Consider the following 14,447-nt stretch of genomic DNA (forward strand, 5'->3'; position numbering starts at 1 on the left):
CAGTGGATTTTGAAACCTGGTGGTTGGTTTTTGTACCAATTCTATTTGCCTTGGGCTGGGTCGCCGCGCGGGTGGATTTTCGGCAGATGATGTCCGAAACTCGCACCTTGCCGGATTCCTATTTCAAGGGTTTGAACTTCCTGCTCAATGAAGAGCCGGATCGAGCCATTGACGCCTTTGTGGAAGTGGCCAAGCTGGACCCCGAAACCACCGAGCTGCACTTTGCACTGGGTAGCCTGTTTCGCCGTCGTGGTGAAATGGAGCGCGCTATCCGAGTGCATCAAAGTCTGCTGTCGCGCGCTGATTTGCCAGTTGCAGATCGTGAAAATGCCCAGTTTCAGATTGCCCAGGATTTCCTGAAAGCTGGCATGCTGGACCGAGCCGAGGCCGCTTTTGAAGCGGTGCGTGAAACGCGCTTTGCTATTCCGGCCATGCGCGCCTTGATCCGTATTTATGAGTCCGAGCACGATTGGCCGCGTGCCATTGAAGCGGTGCGCCGTTTGCGTGCCCTGGTCGATGAACCCGTGCCGCAACTGGTGCATTACCAGTGTGAGCAGGCTGAAGGGGCCTTGCAAGGCAAGCAGCCTGATTTTGAACGTGCCGCCAAAGCCTTGGACGAGGCGGATAATGCCATTCGCAAGCTGGGCACGGGCCAAGGCATGTATGCTTCTCAGGCGCGGGTTGCCGGTTTGCGTGCTCGTGTGGCGCGTATGCAAGGCCAGAGCGAGCAGGAGCGGGCTTATCTTGTTTCCATTTTGAGCAGTGCGCCTGAATATGTGGGCCTGTACGCGACCGAGCTGCTGGACAGTTACCGCAAGCTGGGGCGGGGCGAAGAGGGCGTTGCCATGTTGCGCAGTCATTATCAGCAGCATCCCAGCCTGGATATTTTCAATGTGCTGTTCCGTGTTCTGCGCGAACAGGAAGGCCATTTGCAGGCCTGGGCGTTTGCGCGTGATGCCTTGCGTGCCCATCCTTCTCTATTGGGTCTGGACAAGATGCTGGAAGTTGAACTCCAGGATCAAGGGCAGGGCAAGGAAAGTACCGACGGCGCGGAGGCTGTCGGTGTCGATCAGATTATTGCAGGTGCGGATTTAAGCCTGCTGCGTTCCTTGATTCATCGCCACACCCAGCGTCTGGATCGTTATTCCTGCAGTTCTTGCGGCTTTGAAGCTCGCCATTTCTATTGGCAATGTCCCGGCTGCAACTCTTGGGAAACCTATGCACCTCGCCGCCTTGAGGAGCTGAAATGATGACCTTCCCTGGTGAAGCTGTTGCTGCCAGCCGTGTGCTGGTCGTGGGTGACGTCATGCTGGACCGTTACTGGTTTGGCGATGTGGATCGTATCTCCCCCGAAGCACCCGTTCCTGTGGTCAAGATGGGGCGGGTAGAGGACCGTCTGGGTGGTGCCGCCAACGTGGCACGCAATATTGCCGCTTTGGGTGCCCAGGCCAGCCTGCTGGGCGTGATCGGGCAGGACGAAGCGGGCAAGACTGTGCGTGAACTGGCTGAAGCGGACCATGTTCAGGCGCATTGGGTGCAAGATCCGGTCATGCCCACATCGCTGAAGCTGCGCGTGCTGGGTCGCCAGCAACAATTGTTGCGCGTGGATTTTGAAGAAAGCCCGGCCAGCAGTGCTTTGGATCAGTTGCAGCAAAGCATGAGCGACTTGCTGGATCAGCATCAAGTGCTGGTCTTGTCGGACTATGCGAAAGGCGCTTTGGCCCAGGTAGAAAGTTTGATTGCGTTGGCACGATCGAAGAACATTCCTGTTCTGGTCGATCCCAAAGGCAAAACCTACGAGCGCTATCAAGGGGCTACTATCCTGACGCCGAATCGTTCGGAAATGCAGGAAGCCGTGGGCGCTTGGAAAGATGAAGATGATTTGATGCGACGCGCTCAAGATTTGCGTCGCAAGCTGAATTTGGAATGCTTGCTGATTACCCGTTCCGAACAAGGGATGACCTTGTTCACCGAGCAGGGGCGTGAGCATGTGGATGCGCAGGCACAAGAGGTGTTCGATGTCTCGGGTGCCGGGGACACGGTATTGGCAACGCTGGCGGTGATGCGAGCGGCGGGTCTGGACTGGTTGCAGGCCATGCGCTGGGCGAACCGCGCGGGTGGTATCGTGGTCGGAAAATTGGGTACGTCCATTGTGACGGCAAAGGAATTGGCATGATCGTAGTGACCGGTGGCGCTGGCTTTATTGGCAGCAATTTGGTGAAAGGCCTGAACCAGCAGGGTGTGACCGACATTCTGGTGGTGGACGACCTGAGCGATGGCGACAAGTTCGTCAATCTGGTGCATGGCCAAATTGCCGACTATATGGACAAGGACGATTTCCGTGCCCGGTTGGCGCGCGACGAGTTCTCCAATATTGAAGCTGTGTTGCACCAGGGCGCATGTTCGGATACGACCGAGCGCAATGGTCAGTTCATGATGGACAACAACTACCGCGTGACGCTGGAAATCTTCGAGTACTGCCAGGCCAAGCGTATTCCTCTCTTGTATGCTTCGTCCGCCGCTGTTTACGGTGCGGGTCCCTTGTATGCCGAGGACCTCAGCAACGAAGCGCCGTTGAACGTCTACGGCTATTCCAAGTTTCTGTTCGACCAAGTGCTGCGTCGTCATCTGGATAGTCTGCGTGCGCCAGTGGTCGGCCTGCGTTACTTTAATGTCTATGGTCCACAAGAGCAGCACAAAGGTCGTATGGCCTCGGTGGCTTATCACAATATGCTGCAATACCGTCGCGACGGTCATGTACTCTTGTTTGGTGGCTGGGATGGCTATGTGGATGGCGGTCAGCAACGTGACTTCGTCTTTATTGATGATGTCGTGTCGGTGAATCTGCATTTCCTGGGTCAGGACAAGCAGTCGGGCGTGTTCAACTGCGGTTCGGGGCGTGCCCAGCCGTTCAATGATGTGGCCCAGACCGTCGTCAACACCTTGCGTGAGCATGATGGCTTGCCTGCCCTGACATTGGAAGAGTTGGTGACGCAGCAGTTTCTGCAATACATCCCGTTTCCCGATGATCTGAAAGGCCGTTATCAAAGCCACACCCAGGCAGACCTGACACAGTTGCGTGCGGCTGGTTACGACAAGCCTTTCCACGATGTACAGACGGGTGTCGCCGAGTACGTACGCCGTCTGCTGCAGTCGGGGGCTCTGCGCTAAGCAACAGGGCTTTAAAGTCCATGCGGGCTGCCACGCATGGCTAAACGCGGTCTCCGGCCCGCTTTTGCATTCACCCAGGCAGCACCATAAAGGCTTCTTTCCAAGGAGCCTTTATCATGTCTACCTCCCTGATCTTGTCCCCCGTTTCCCATCGCTGGCTGCACTCAATGCAAGGTTGGCGTGCGTCCGTTCTTCGCTTTCTGCTTGCCCTATGCTTATTGGGGCCCTGGAGCTTGGTCGCTGCGGTCGACTTGAATACGGCTGATGCTCAACAATTGCAGCAAATTAAAGGTATAGGCCCCCGCACGGCCGAGTTGATTCTGGAGGAGCGCCAGCGGGGTGGCCCTTTCGACTCTTTGCAGGATTTGGCGGACCGGGTCAAAGGGATAGGCGCGAAAAAGATTATTACGATGGAGCAGTCGGGCCTGAAAGTGGAACCTGCCAAAGCCGCCAGCAAGGCGGTTTCCAATACGGCCGATGCGGATATAAGAAGAAAGCCGTAGCCCTGGGCGTAGACTCGCTTTAAGCTAGTAGTTTGTTTAGTCTGCATGGGCAGTCAGTGCGAGCTGGCTGCCTTCTTGCTCAAGGTAAGAGATTGATCGATGAAAAACTATCCCACCATTGAAGATACCGTTGGCCAAACCCCCTTGGTTCGCTTGCAGCGTATTCCAGGCGAGTTTGGGCAGGCACGCGGTAATGTCTTGTTGGCCAAGCTGGAAGGCAATAACCCTGCCGGTTCGGTGAAAGACCGTGCTGCCAGTTCCATGATTCAGGAGGCCGAGCGCCGCGGTGATATCAAGCCGGGAGACACCTTGATCGAGGCCACCAGTGGCAATACTGGTATTGCACTGGCCATGATTGCGGCCGTGCGTGGCTACAAAATGATTTTGATCATGCCCGATAACCTGTCGCTGGAACGTCGTGCTTCCATGACGGCTTACGGAGCGAAGTTGATTCTGACGCCTGCGGATCAAGGCGGTATGGAATACGCCCGTGATTTGGCGCTGAAGATGCAGGCCGAAGGGCAGGGCAAGGTGCTGGATCAGTTTGCCAACAAGGATAATCCAGCGGCGCACGTGCATAGCACCGGCCCGGAAATCTGGCAGCAAACCGATGGTCAGGTTACTCACTTTGTCAGCGCCATGGGCACGACCGGCACCATCATGGGGGTGGGTAATTACTTGCGTAGCCAGAATAGCGGCATAGTGGTGGTGGGGGCTCAGCCTGCACCAGGGGCGCAAATTGCCGGCATTCGTAAATGGCCAGAAGAGTATCTGCCCAAAATTTACGATCCCTCCAAAGTGGATATGTTCGAGGAAATTGGCCAGCAAGAGGCCGAGATCATGACGCGCCGTATGGCCGCTGAAGAGGGGATCTGTGCCGGTATTTCATCCGGCGGTGCTCTGGTGGCTGCCATGCGCGTTGCTCAGCGCGTAGAAAACGCCACGATCGTGTTCATTGTGTGCGACCGTGGCGACCGTTACCTGTCTACCGGCATCTTTAATTAATTAGGGTTGCCGTAGCCCATTTGTTTGGCCAGTTCGGAAGCCAGATCGGCGACCGAGCTGGCATAAAAGTAACTGCGGTTGTAATGGGTAATGGCAAAGAAGTTGGGCGTGCCCAGGCGATACTCGGTAGTATTGCGTGGCTCGTCCACCAGGTTCACTACACCTAATTGAGCCTGCTGCCAGGGGCCTGCGTTCTGGCTCTGACCTTTCACCGTCGCACCGGCATTATTCAATTGTGCCCAATTAAGTTTGGGATAAATGCCGCCGTCCACCATCGCTTTACTTGCGTTGCTCAATTCGACCGGAGCGAAAACCGGCAGGCCGGGTTCCCAGCCGTGTGCACGCAAGAAGTTGGCAATCGACGCCATGGCATCGGCTGGGTTATTGCGCAGATCAATACGGCCATCTCCATCGCCGTCGACGGCATAGCGTATCAAGCTGCCGGGCATGAACTGGGACATACCCATAGCGCCTGCGAACGAGCCTTGAACAATACGTGCGTCCAGCTCGCCTTGATAATGCAATTCGATCAGGTCAGCTAATTGATCACGGAACAACTGACCACGCTCGGGACGGCTGTCATCCGGATAGGCAAAGCCCAGCGTAAACAAGGCATCCAGCACCTTGAAGTCGCCCATGATTTTGCCGTAGACGGTTTCCACGCCCAGGATGGCCACAATAATAGAGGGCGGTACACCATAGTCTTTGGAAATCTGGTCCAAGGCCAGGCGATGTTTTTGCCAGAACTGGACGCCACCTTGAATGCGGGCCGGGTCTACATTGCGTTTTTTATACGTTACCCAACTGCGCTTGATGCGCCCTTTGGTGGGGCGCATTAATTTAGCGGCGGTCTCGTTATATTGAGCTTGCTGCAACATGTCGGTGACGACATCCAGCGGGATCTTGCGTACTGTCGCCACTTCCTGGGCGTAGCTCGCAATGTCATCGTTTAATTCACCGTTTAATTTAAAAAATTGTGTCCGACCAGAGCGAGATTCACCGGCCTGAATGGACTCGGGTTCGGCCAAAGCCTTGATTGCGACGGTGCCGGTTTTTTTTACCGAGGTCTGGAGGGCCGCGCCGCTGCTGGGTTTGGTGTCCGTGGACGGAGCTTGGGAAGTGGTTGTGGCGCAGCCGGCAGTGCTCAGCGCGATCAGTACTGCTTGCAAAATTCGAGTGGGTCTGAACATAATCCATCCTCATGGAGACACTATATTTTATCCATCCATCATGCCATTTGCATGAGATGGGCCGATGGCATCCGGAAAGTCCGCAGCGACTGGATGCCATAAACGATCAACTGCTATCAAGCGGTCTGGCATCCTATCTGGTTCAGCGACAGGCAAGGCTGGCGACGGATGAGGATATCTTGCGGGTACACGATGCCGCTTATGTGCAAAAGCTCAAAGAGCAATTGCCGCAGCAGGGGTATTTCAATATCGATCCGGACACCTTGATGAATCCGCACACTCTGGAAGCTGCCTATGCCGCTGCCGGAGCGGGCCTGGATGCAGTCGATGGCGTCATGAACGAAGGGGCGACGGGCGCATTTTGTGCGGTACGACCTCCCGGTCATCATGCCGAGCGGGCGCGGGCGATGGGGTTTTGTTTTTTTAACAATATCGCTGTGGCCGTGGCCTATGCGATGGAAAAATATGGCCTCAAGCGTGTGCTGATCGTGGATTTTGATGTGCACCACGGCAATGGAACCGAGCAGATTTTTGCCGGCGACGAGCGGGTTCTGATGTGCAGTTTCTTTCAGTCCCCGTTTTTTCCTGATTCCTTTCAGGACCCGGCGGCGCAAAACATGGTAAATATACCGGTTGAGGCCTACACCAAGTCTGCTCAGATTATCGATCTGTTCAAGCAGGTTTGTTTGCCCCGCATAGAGGCGTTTGCCCCTGAAATTGTCTTTTTCTCGGCCGGCTTTGATGCCCACCGTGAAGATGAAATGGGACAGCTCAGCTTGGTTGAGGCCGATTATGCGGAATTGACCGCTATGGTGGTCCAGGCCAGTGCGCCTAGTGCCGGACAACGTCTGGTCAGTATGCTGGAAGGGGGGTACGATCCCTCGTCCCTGGGGCGCAGCGTGGTGGCTCACATCAAGGCCTTCGCCGGGCTTTAGGCGAGTGGCTTCGGGCTTTGGAATTCTTCTAAAGCCTTATTTCAACAGAATAATTTTTATTTAAGACTGCACTGGAGAACATTACATGAAGGTGTTAGTACCCGTGAAACGCGTAGTTGACTATAACGTCAAGGTGCGCGTGAAATCCGACCAAACCGGGGTGGACATTGCCAATGTGAAAATGTCCATGAACCCCTTTGACGAAATCGCTGTCGAAGAGGCCACTCGCCTCAAAGAAAGCGGTGCAGCCACTGAAGTGATCGCTCTTTCTTGCGGCGTTGCACAAAGCCAGGAAACGCTGCGCACGGCCTTGGCCATTGGTGCGGATCGGGCCACCCTGGTGCAAACCGATGCTGAGTTGCAGCCTTTGGCCGTGGCCAAGCTGATCAAGGCCGTGGTGGACAAAGAACAGCCTCAGCTCGTGATTCTGGGCAAACAGGCGATCGACGATGACGCCAACCAGACTGGCCAGATGCTGGCTGCCTTGCTGGACTGGCCACAAGCCACTTTTGCCAGCAAAGTTGAAGTTTCGGGCGACAGCGTGTCGGTCACTCGTGAAGTGGACGGCGGTCTGGAAACACTGAAACTGAGCCTGCCCGCTGTGATCACCACCGACCTGCGCCTGAACGAGCCTCGTTACGTGACACTGCCCAACATCATGAAGGCCAAGAAAAAGCCTTTGGAAACCCTGACTCCCGAAGAGCTGGGCATTGATGTGGCTCCTCGTATCAAAACTCTGAAAGTGACTGAGCCTCCAGCTCGTGCTGCCGGCATTATGGTGCCCGATGTTGCCACACTGGTCGAGAAACTGAAGAACGAAGCGAAGGTGATTTAAATGGCTATCCTTGTTATTGCCGAGCACGACAATCAGCAGCTGAAGGCTGCAACGCTCAACGCCCTGGCTGCCGCTCAGAAGATCGGCGGTGATGTGCATGTTCTGGTCGCAGGCAACCAGGCTGCTGGCGTGGCCCAGGCGGCTGCCAAGGCTCAGGGTGTCAGCAAGGTCCTGTTGGCCGATGGCCCTGCATTGGCTGAAGGCCTGGCCGAGAACGTGGCTGCCCAAGTGCTGGCCATCGCCTCCAGTTACAGCCACATCCTGTTCCCGGCAACCGCTTCGGGCAAGAACATTGCCCCTCGCGTTGCGGCCAAGCTGGATGTTGCCCAAGTGTCGGACATTTTGTCCGTGGAGTCGGCGGATACCTTCACCCGTCCTATTTATGCCGGTAATGCTGTGGCGACCGTTCAGTCCAGCGATGCCGTTAAAGTGATCACCGTGCGTACCACCGCCTTTGACGCTGTGGCCGCTGAAGGTGGTAGCGCCGCTGTTGAAGAGCTGAGCGCCGTGGCTGATTCGGGCCGTTCTACGTTCGTCAGCCGTGAAGTGGCCAAGAGCGACCGTCCTGAGCTGGCGGGTGCCGGTGTGGTCGTGTCCGGTGGTCGCGGTATGGGCAGCGCCGAAAACTTCAAATTGCTGGACGGTCTGGCTGACAAGCTGGGCGCGGCACTGGGTGCTTCGCGCGCTGCAGTGGACGCCGGCTATGCTCCGAACGACTGGCAGGTGGGTCAGACAGGCAAGATCGTGGCTCCTCAGCTGTACGTGGCCGTGGGTATTTCCGGTGCCATCCAGCACTTGGCTGGCATGAAAGACTCCAAGGTTATCGTGGCGATCAACAAAGATCCCGAAGCGCCTATTTTTGGCGTGGCTGACTACGGTTTGGTCGCGGATCTGTTTGAAGCTGTGCCTGAGTTAGAAAAAGCGCTCTAAGCGCCCATCGGCCTGCTGGGGACTTCTCCAGCAGGCTTTTTTTCAGTGCGTATATCCTAGGGGCCTGATTGTGGCTTCGGTCCTTTTTGTTTCTGTGTAGGAGTGTTCATGACGTATCGTGTACCCACCCAAGACATCCGCTTTGCACTTACAGAGCTGGCTGATCTACCTGGTGTGCTGGAATTGCCTGGCTTTGAGGATTTCTCGGCCGAGTTGATCGATGCCATTATTGATGAGAACGCCCGCTTCGTTGAGCAGGAAGTAGCACCTTTGAACCGCGCCGGTGATCAGAATGGCGCCAAGTGGAATGATGGTGTGGTCACCACCACACCCGGCTTCAAGAAAGCCTTTGAAGAATTTGCAAAAGCTGGCTGGCAGGGTTTGCAGCACGAAGCCGAACTGGGTGGCCAAGGCTTGCCCAAGCTGATCGGCGCCGTGGCATGTGAAAATATCAATGCTGCCAACCTGGCTTTTTCCCTGTGTCCGTTGCTGACCGACGGCGTGATCGAAGCCGTGTCCATGGTTGGCTCGGAAGAACAGAAACAACGTTTCCTGCCTCCCTTGCTGGAAGGCCGCTGGACCGGCACCATGAACTTGACCGAGCCTCAGGCCGGTTCGGATCTGGCCCAAGTTGCCAGCCGTGCTGTTCCTCAGGATGATGGCAGCTACCGCATCAGCGGTCAAAAGATTTTCATCACCTACGGTGAGCACGATATGGCCGAGAACATCGTCCATCTGGTGCTGGCCCGTACGCCTGATGCACCTGCCGGTGTGAAAGGGATCTCGCTTTTCATCGTGCCCAAGTTCATGGTGAACGACGATGGCTCCCCGGGCGCCCGTAACGACGTCTGGTGTGCTTCGCTGGAGCACAAGCTGGGCATCCACGGTAGCCCAACCGCTGTGCTGCTGTACGGCTCAGGCAAGGGTGAGGTGGGCGAGGGTGCCGTCGGCTACCTGGTCGGCAAGGAAAACGAAGGCCTGAAGTACATGTTCATCATGATGAACGCGGCCCGTTACGCGGTGGGCGTGCAAGGTATCGCCGTGGCCGAACGTGCATTCCAGCAGGCTCTTGAATACGCCAACGAGCGTGTACAGGGTGCGCCTCTGACTGGCGGCAAGGCTGTGTCGATTGCCCATCACCCCGACGTGCAGCGCATGTTGGTGCAAATGCGTGCCCTGACAGAAGGCTCCCGTGCCTTGGCTTACTTTGCTGCCGGTGTGAACGACAAGGCGCGTCACAGTGCCGACGAAAATGCCCGCAAGCGCTACCAGGCTCTGTACGAATTCCTGGTGCCTGTGGTCAAGGGTTTCAGCACTGAAATGTCCCTGGAAGTGACTTCCCTGGGCGTGCAGGTGCACGGTGGTATGGGCTTTATCGAGGAAACTGGTGCGGCCCAGCATTACCGTGACTCGCGCATTCTGCCTATCTACGAAGGGACAACCGCGATTCAGGCCAATGACTTCATCGGTCGCAAGGTTCTGCGTGACGCCGGTGCTGTGATCCAGGGCTTGGCTCCCGAGTTGGGTGCAACTGTTGCCAAGCTGCGTGAGCGTGCGGCTCAAGGCGGTGATCACAAAGCGGCGTTGACCTTGATCGCCGATCGTCTGGAAGCCGGAGTGAAGAGCGTGGAACGCGCTGCCATGTTCACCTTGATGAACGCTCAGAAAGACCTGCCTGCCGTGTTCCTGGGCAGCGTGCCATTCTTGATGCTGTCCGGCTATGTGCTGACTGGCTGGCAGATGGCCCGTGCCGCTTTGGCTGCGGAGAAAGCATTGAGCGAAGGCAGCCAGGATCCATTCCTGCGCCGCAAGCTCTCGACCAGCGTGTTCTTTGCCAGCCACTTGCTGCCACGTGCCGGTGCCTTGGCGCAGTCCGTAGCGGATGGTGTGGAGCTGACTCCTTACCTGTCGACTGAGCTGCTGTAACTCGATCAGCCCCAAGGCATGAAGGCCCGCGCCGCTTCTTTGGCTGCCGGGCCTTTTTTGGGTATATTGATATAACGTTTAATTATTTGAAACGTGCTCTTTATACTGACAAAATCATCTGACTAGTCCTGATTATTTAAGTCGGTGATCTCCTGATCGCGGCTGCATTTCGAAAAGAGGAACGTAATGGCTACACTTCGTCTGGGTGACCTGGCCCCTGATTTTGAACAAAAATCCTCCGCTGGCACCATCAAGTTTCACGAGTTCTTGGGTAATAGCTGGGGCGTTCTGTTCTCCCACCCAGCCGACTTTACGCCTGTGTGCACCACCGAACTGGGTTACACCGCCAAACTGGCGGACGAGTTCGCCAAGCGCGGCGTGAAAGTGATTGCCGTTTCCGTTGACGACGTTGATTCCCACGGCAAGTGGATTGATGACATCAACGAAACACAAAAAACCACCGTTAACTTCCCCATCCTGGCTGATGCTGACCGCAAGGTGTCGGATCTGTACGATATGATTCACCCCAACGCCAGCACCACCGTGACTGTGCGTTCGGTGTTCATCATCGACCCGGCCAAGAAAGTGCGTCTGATCATCACTTACCCAGCCAGCACGGGCCGCAACTTCAACGAGATCCTGCGCGTGATCGATTCCCTGCAACTGACCGACAGCCACAGCGTGGCCACGCCAGTGAACTGGGAAGACGGCGACGACGTGATCATCGTTCCCAGCCTGAAAGATCCGGAAGTTCTGAAGCAGAAATTCCCCAAAGGCTACACCGAGATCCGTCCTTACCTGCGTGTGACGCCTCAGCCTAACAAGTAATTGCCACTTGGTCTTTAGGCTCAGACAAAAAACCCTCCTGCTTATGGCACGAGGGCTTTTTTATGGGTACAGCCTTTCCAGGTAGGCAGCTCTCGCTTGGGCTCAGCGCATGTCCTGGTGTTTTTTCAAGGGTTTCTGGGGATCACAATTACGGCATAGAACTACTGTATAAAACCACGGGGTAATCACAGTTTTCCAGCTGCGGAGGGGAGAGGGCAGGCAAGCCAAGCCTGGTAAGAAATTGACTGCAGCTGGCTTCAGGACTGGGGTTCAGCGCATCAGTGGACAAGGCGCAACATTCGCGCAGGTACTAATTGCACTAAAAGCTGGTTTTAAGTACAGTACTGTATAAGAAAACAGTAATCGGAGTTAGCCATGCCCAGTCCAAGCCGTCATTACCGTCCTCAAGCCACTCCTCGTTTCCGTGGCCCAGTCCGTTCCGCAGCCTCGTCCAGTCCGTTCACCAAGCCTCTGTCTTTCAAGGCCAAGGTCATGGATGTGTGTTTGGTTGCCGTGTGGGGTGCCAGTATTCCTGGCTTGTTGTGGTTGGGCAGCATGGGCGGGTTTTAAGGCCACGCCCTTGTGCTGTTCCAAGGGGCGATCAGGGCACCAGTTGTGTCCAGTCGTTTGACAGGAAACGGTCCCGTGCCAGTTTTTCGGCCTGCTCCAGTGTGGGTGTTTCCAGTGTGCGGGGTTGAAGTGCCGTCTTTTTGCGGAACACGTCCAGCATGGCTTCAATCACAGCCTCGCGGCTCATGCCGGTTTGACTGCGGATAGGGTCCACGCGTTTCTTGGCGCTGGTGGTGCCTTTGTCCGAGAGTTTTTCCTTACCGATGCGCAGGACTTCCAGCATCTTGTCAGCATCAATATCGTAGGCCATGGTCACATGGTGCAATACAGCATTGCCACGGCGTGCTTGTGCGGCGCCGCCAATTTTTCCACCAGCACTGGTAATGTCGTTCAGCGGTTGGTACCAGGCATCAATACCAATTTCCCGTAGGGCTTCGATCACCCATGAATCCAGAAACTCGTAGGACTCCTGAAACGTCATGCCGGCTACAAACTGCTTGGGTACGCTAAGCGAATACGTTATGGTGTTGCCTGGCTCGATGAACATGGCACCACCGCCACTGATACGGCGCACGACGCGTATACCGTGACGGGCAGTTGCCTCGGCTTCAATTTCATTGCGCAGGGACTGGAAACGCCCAATCACCACTGCCGCTTCTTGCCACTCCCAGATGCGCAGGGTGGGGGCGCGGGTGCCTTCACTGACTTCCTGGGTGATGATTTCATCCAGGGCCATATGCAGGGCAGCGGGTTGCGGCTCCATATGGACCAGTTCCCAGGGCAACTCGTTCCAGCTCATCATGCCAAGGCCCTCCGCACGACCACGCCAATGGCCTGCGGGTCCAGACCGAACATTTCGATGTCGGCAGGCAGGGCGCGGCTAACATGAGCCGCAATTTCTTCAGCACTGCTGTTGACGGACAGGCCCTGCAGGGCTTGATTGATCAGGCCCAGTGCTTCGGGAGGTTCCAGAAAAAAGTCGCCGCTCAATCGTGCTTGTTCGATCATATGATCTTTGACATCCAGATCGATCACGACCAGCTTGCCGCCAGGGACTTTGTATTCAGCATGCATAGACTGTGTCCTTTGATAAGGTCGGCCCCTTTTTGCCAAGGGGAGGGCGAATCGAGTAAATTTCCGCCTTTGCTGCGTTTAATACGGGGGCACCGTGCCCAAAGTGTCGTATTTTAGCGTAGTTAAACGCCGGGAAACGAAGCCCCGATCAGTCAAAAAGCTTGGTAATTCAGGCTTTTTGCTGATAGAATCATGGGCTAATCATTTTTTTCATCCTCTGTCAGCGCGATTTTTATAATGTGTGCGGCTGATACGATGGTTTTGGAGTCAATCGTGGATTTGATCGCTATTCTTGAGCAAGAAGAAATCCAGCGCCTGACCGGTGGCAAGCTGCCTCCCGAGTTCGGTCCTGGTGACACTGTTGTTGTGAACGTAAACGTGGTTGAAGGTACGCGTAAGCGTGTCCAGGCTTACGAAGGTGTGGTTATCGGCCGTCGCAATCGTGGTCTGAACTCTTCTTTCATCGTTCGCAAGATTTCTTCGGGCGAAGCTGTTGAGCGTACATTCCAGCTGTATTCCCCTCAGATCGCCAGCATCGAAGTCAAGCGTCGTGGCGCTGTGCGTCGTGCTAAACTGTACTATCTGCGCGATCGCTCGGGTAAAGCCGCTCGCATCAAAGAAAAACTCGTTCGTCGTTCGGGTAACTAATTCCCAAGCGAACAGCGATGCAAAGGCACCCAAGCGGGTGCCTTTGTTTTTATGTGGGATCACATACCAGTTCTTATGGATAAGCCTCGTATCAGGCCCGTTATCGTTCCTGGATTCGACCCTCGCAGCCAGCCTCTGGTTGCATTAGACTCTTTGCCTGAATTGCCTGCTCAGGCCCAGCAACTGGATTTTCTACGTAGCGCTTTTGCCCAGCCCATACAGTGGCAGGTCGAGCCTTTGTTTCGCAGCTCCTTTTATCCAGAGTTTTTGCCCGGTTCCATGAATGTGCGCTCCGCCGTCTGTATTGGTGTGATGCAGCGCCCCGAAGGGCCCACCGTTATTTTTACGCGTCGGGCCATGCACTTGCACAATCATGCAGGGCAGATCAGTTTTCCCGGCGGACGTATTGAAGCCTCGGATCTGGGGCCGGTCGAAGCCGCCTTGCGTGAAACCCAGGAAGAGATCGGCATCGAGCCGCGCTTTGTACGTTATCTGGGTCAGCATCCTATTTTTGTCACCAGTACCCAGTTTGCGATGCGCCCCATTATTGGCGAGCTGCAAGAGGGTTTTCAGGTGTTGCCCGATAGCTCTGAAGTGGCCGAGGTCTTTGAAGTGCCCTTGTCGGTCCTGCTGGACCCGCAGCGTCATCAATTGCATCACGCCGATTTGCCGGACGGAGCAGGGCGTTACTACTTCTCCATCCCTTGGGGGCCGTACTTTATCTGGGGTGCCACGGCGGTCTTGATCCGTAATCTTTACCACCACTTGTCGGCTGCCTGGGTGCAGTTGTCTGCCGGTGGGGACACTCACGCCAAAAGCCTGTAATCAGGCC

General features: G+C 55.8%; 16 protein-coding genes. 13 read left to right on the forward strand and 3 right to left on the reverse strand.

Features of this window, described 5'->3' with window-relative positions; genetic code table 11:
• The first annotated feature begins 2 nt into the window (after nt 1–2).
• The 5 genes from lapB to cysM all read left to right on the forward strand — a co-directional run bounded on the left by lapB (nt 3) and on the right by cysM (nt 4,679).
• On the forward strand, nt 3–1,250 hold the full coding sequence (lapB, locus tag MID00_RS15190) for a lipopolysaccharide assembly protein LapB (RefSeq protein ID WP_250755869.1): 1,248 nt from the start codon (nt 3–5) through the stop codon (nt 1,248–1,250).
• Nucleotides 1,247–2,176, forward strand: coding sequence for a D-glycero-beta-D-manno-heptose-7-phosphate kinase (gene rfaE1 / locus MID00_RS15195; protein ID WP_250755868.1), 930 nt, complete (start codon nt 1,247–1,249; stop codon nt 2,174–2,176). Before lapB ends, rfaE1 begins: the two co-directional genes overlap by 4 nt.
• A complete protein-coding gene (gene rfaD, locus MID00_RS15200) occupies nt 2,173–3,171 on the forward strand; it encodes an ADP-glyceromanno-heptose 6-epimerase (protein ID WP_088450358.1) in 999 nt (332 codons plus the stop codon). Before rfaE1 ends, rfaD begins: the two co-directional genes overlap by 4 nt.
• A gap of 116 nt (nt 3,172–3,287) precedes the next feature.
• Complete coding sequence (locus MID00_RS15205) at nt 3,288–3,674, forward strand: helix-hairpin-helix domain-containing protein (RefSeq protein ID WP_250755867.1); 387 nt, start codon at nt 3,288–3,290, stop codon at nt 3,672–3,674.
• A 99-nt stretch (nt 3,675–3,773) separates the two neighbouring features.
• Nucleotides 3,774–4,679, forward strand: coding sequence for a cysteine synthase CysM (cysM, locus tag MID00_RS15210; protein WP_042481700.1), 906 nt, complete (start codon nt 3,774–3,776; stop codon nt 4,677–4,679).
• Here the strand turns inward: cysM and mltB are convergent.
• Nucleotides 4,676–5,869 carry a lytic murein transglycosylase B gene (mltB, locus tag MID00_RS15215; RefSeq protein WP_254499017.1) on the reverse strand — a complete coding sequence of 398 codons (1,194 nt, stop codon included), beginning with the start codon at nt 5,867–5,869 and terminating at the stop codon, nt 4,676–4,678. The two genes, cysM and mltB, sit on opposite strands and share 4 nt — an antisense overlap.
• Before the next feature lie 11 nt (nt 5,870–5,880).
• On the opposite strand from mltB, the gene MID00_RS15220 reads away from it, so the two are divergent.
• The 6 genes from MID00_RS15220 (at nt 5,881) to MID00_RS15245 (ending at nt 11,893) form a co-directional block, all read left to right on the forward strand.
• A complete protein-coding gene (locus MID00_RS15220) occupies nt 5,881–6,804 on the forward strand; it encodes a histone deacetylase family protein (RefSeq protein WP_250755865.1) in 924 nt (307 codons plus the stop codon).
• Nucleotides 6,805–6,889: 85 nt separating this feature from the next.
• Nucleotides 6,890–7,639 (forward strand): electron transfer flavoprotein subunit beta/FixA family protein, encoded by a 750-nt coding sequence (locus MID00_RS15225; protein ID WP_009456000.1) that lies wholly within the window; start codon nt 6,890–6,892, stop codon nt 7,637–7,639.
• Entirely contained in the window at nt 7,640–8,569 is a 930-nt protein-coding gene (locus MID00_RS15230) for an electron transfer flavoprotein subunit alpha/FixB family protein (RefSeq protein WP_254499018.1), read from the forward strand.
• Between the two features lie 108 nt (nt 8,570–8,677).
• On the forward strand, nt 8,678–10,495 hold the full coding sequence (locus tag MID00_RS15235; RefSeq protein WP_254499019.1) for an acyl-CoA dehydrogenase: 1,818 nt from the start codon (nt 8,678–8,680) through the stop codon (nt 10,493–10,495).
• 186 nt (nt 10,496–10,681) lie between these two features.
• Complete coding sequence (locus tag MID00_RS15240; protein ID WP_009455994.1) at nt 10,682–11,323, forward strand: peroxiredoxin; 642 nt, start codon at nt 10,682–10,684, stop codon at nt 11,321–11,323.
• Nucleotides 11,324–11,698: 375 nt separating this feature from the next.
• The gene (locus MID00_RS15245; RefSeq protein WP_250755864.1) at nt 11,699–11,893 is read left to right on the forward strand and encodes a hypothetical protein; all 195 of its coding nucleotides are present in this window, start codon (nt 11,699–11,701) and stop codon (nt 11,891–11,893) included.
• Nucleotides 11,894–11,924: 31 nt separating this feature from the next.
• On the opposite strand, the gene MID00_RS15250 is transcribed toward MID00_RS15245, so the two are convergent.
• Entirely contained in the window at nt 11,925–12,695 is a 771-nt protein-coding gene (locus MID00_RS15250; RefSeq protein ID WP_254499020.1) for a biotin/lipoate A/B protein ligase family protein, read from the reverse strand.
• On the reverse strand, nt 12,692–12,967 hold the full coding sequence (locus tag MID00_RS15255; protein WP_022983275.1) for a biotin/lipoate A/B protein ligase: 276 nt from the start codon (nt 12,965–12,967) through the stop codon (nt 12,692–12,694). The genes MID00_RS15250 and MID00_RS15255 overlap by 4 nt, the downstream gene beginning before the upstream one ends.
• A 273-nt stretch (nt 12,968–13,240) precedes the next feature.
• Here MID00_RS15255 and rplS point away from each other — a divergent pair, with 273 nt between their 5' ends.
• Nucleotides 13,241–13,615, forward strand: a complete 375-nt coding sequence (rplS, locus tag MID00_RS15260; RefSeq protein WP_003799181.1) for a 50S ribosomal protein L19 — start codon at nt 13,241–13,243, stop codon at nt 13,613–13,615.
• 75 nt (nt 13,616–13,690) lie between these two features.
• Nucleotides 13,691–14,440, forward strand: a complete 750-nt coding sequence (locus MID00_RS15265) for a CoA pyrophosphatase (RefSeq protein ID WP_022983274.1) — start codon at nt 13,691–13,693, stop codon at nt 14,438–14,440.
• Nucleotides 14,441–14,447: the final 7 nt, after the last annotated feature.

Origin of the sequence: Alcaligenes sp. NLF5-7 (assembly GCF_024266725.1) — a bacterium.
GTDB classification, from domain to species: domain Bacteria; phylum Pseudomonadota; class Gammaproteobacteria; order Burkholderiales; family Burkholderiaceae_B; genus Alcaligenes; species Alcaligenes phenolicus.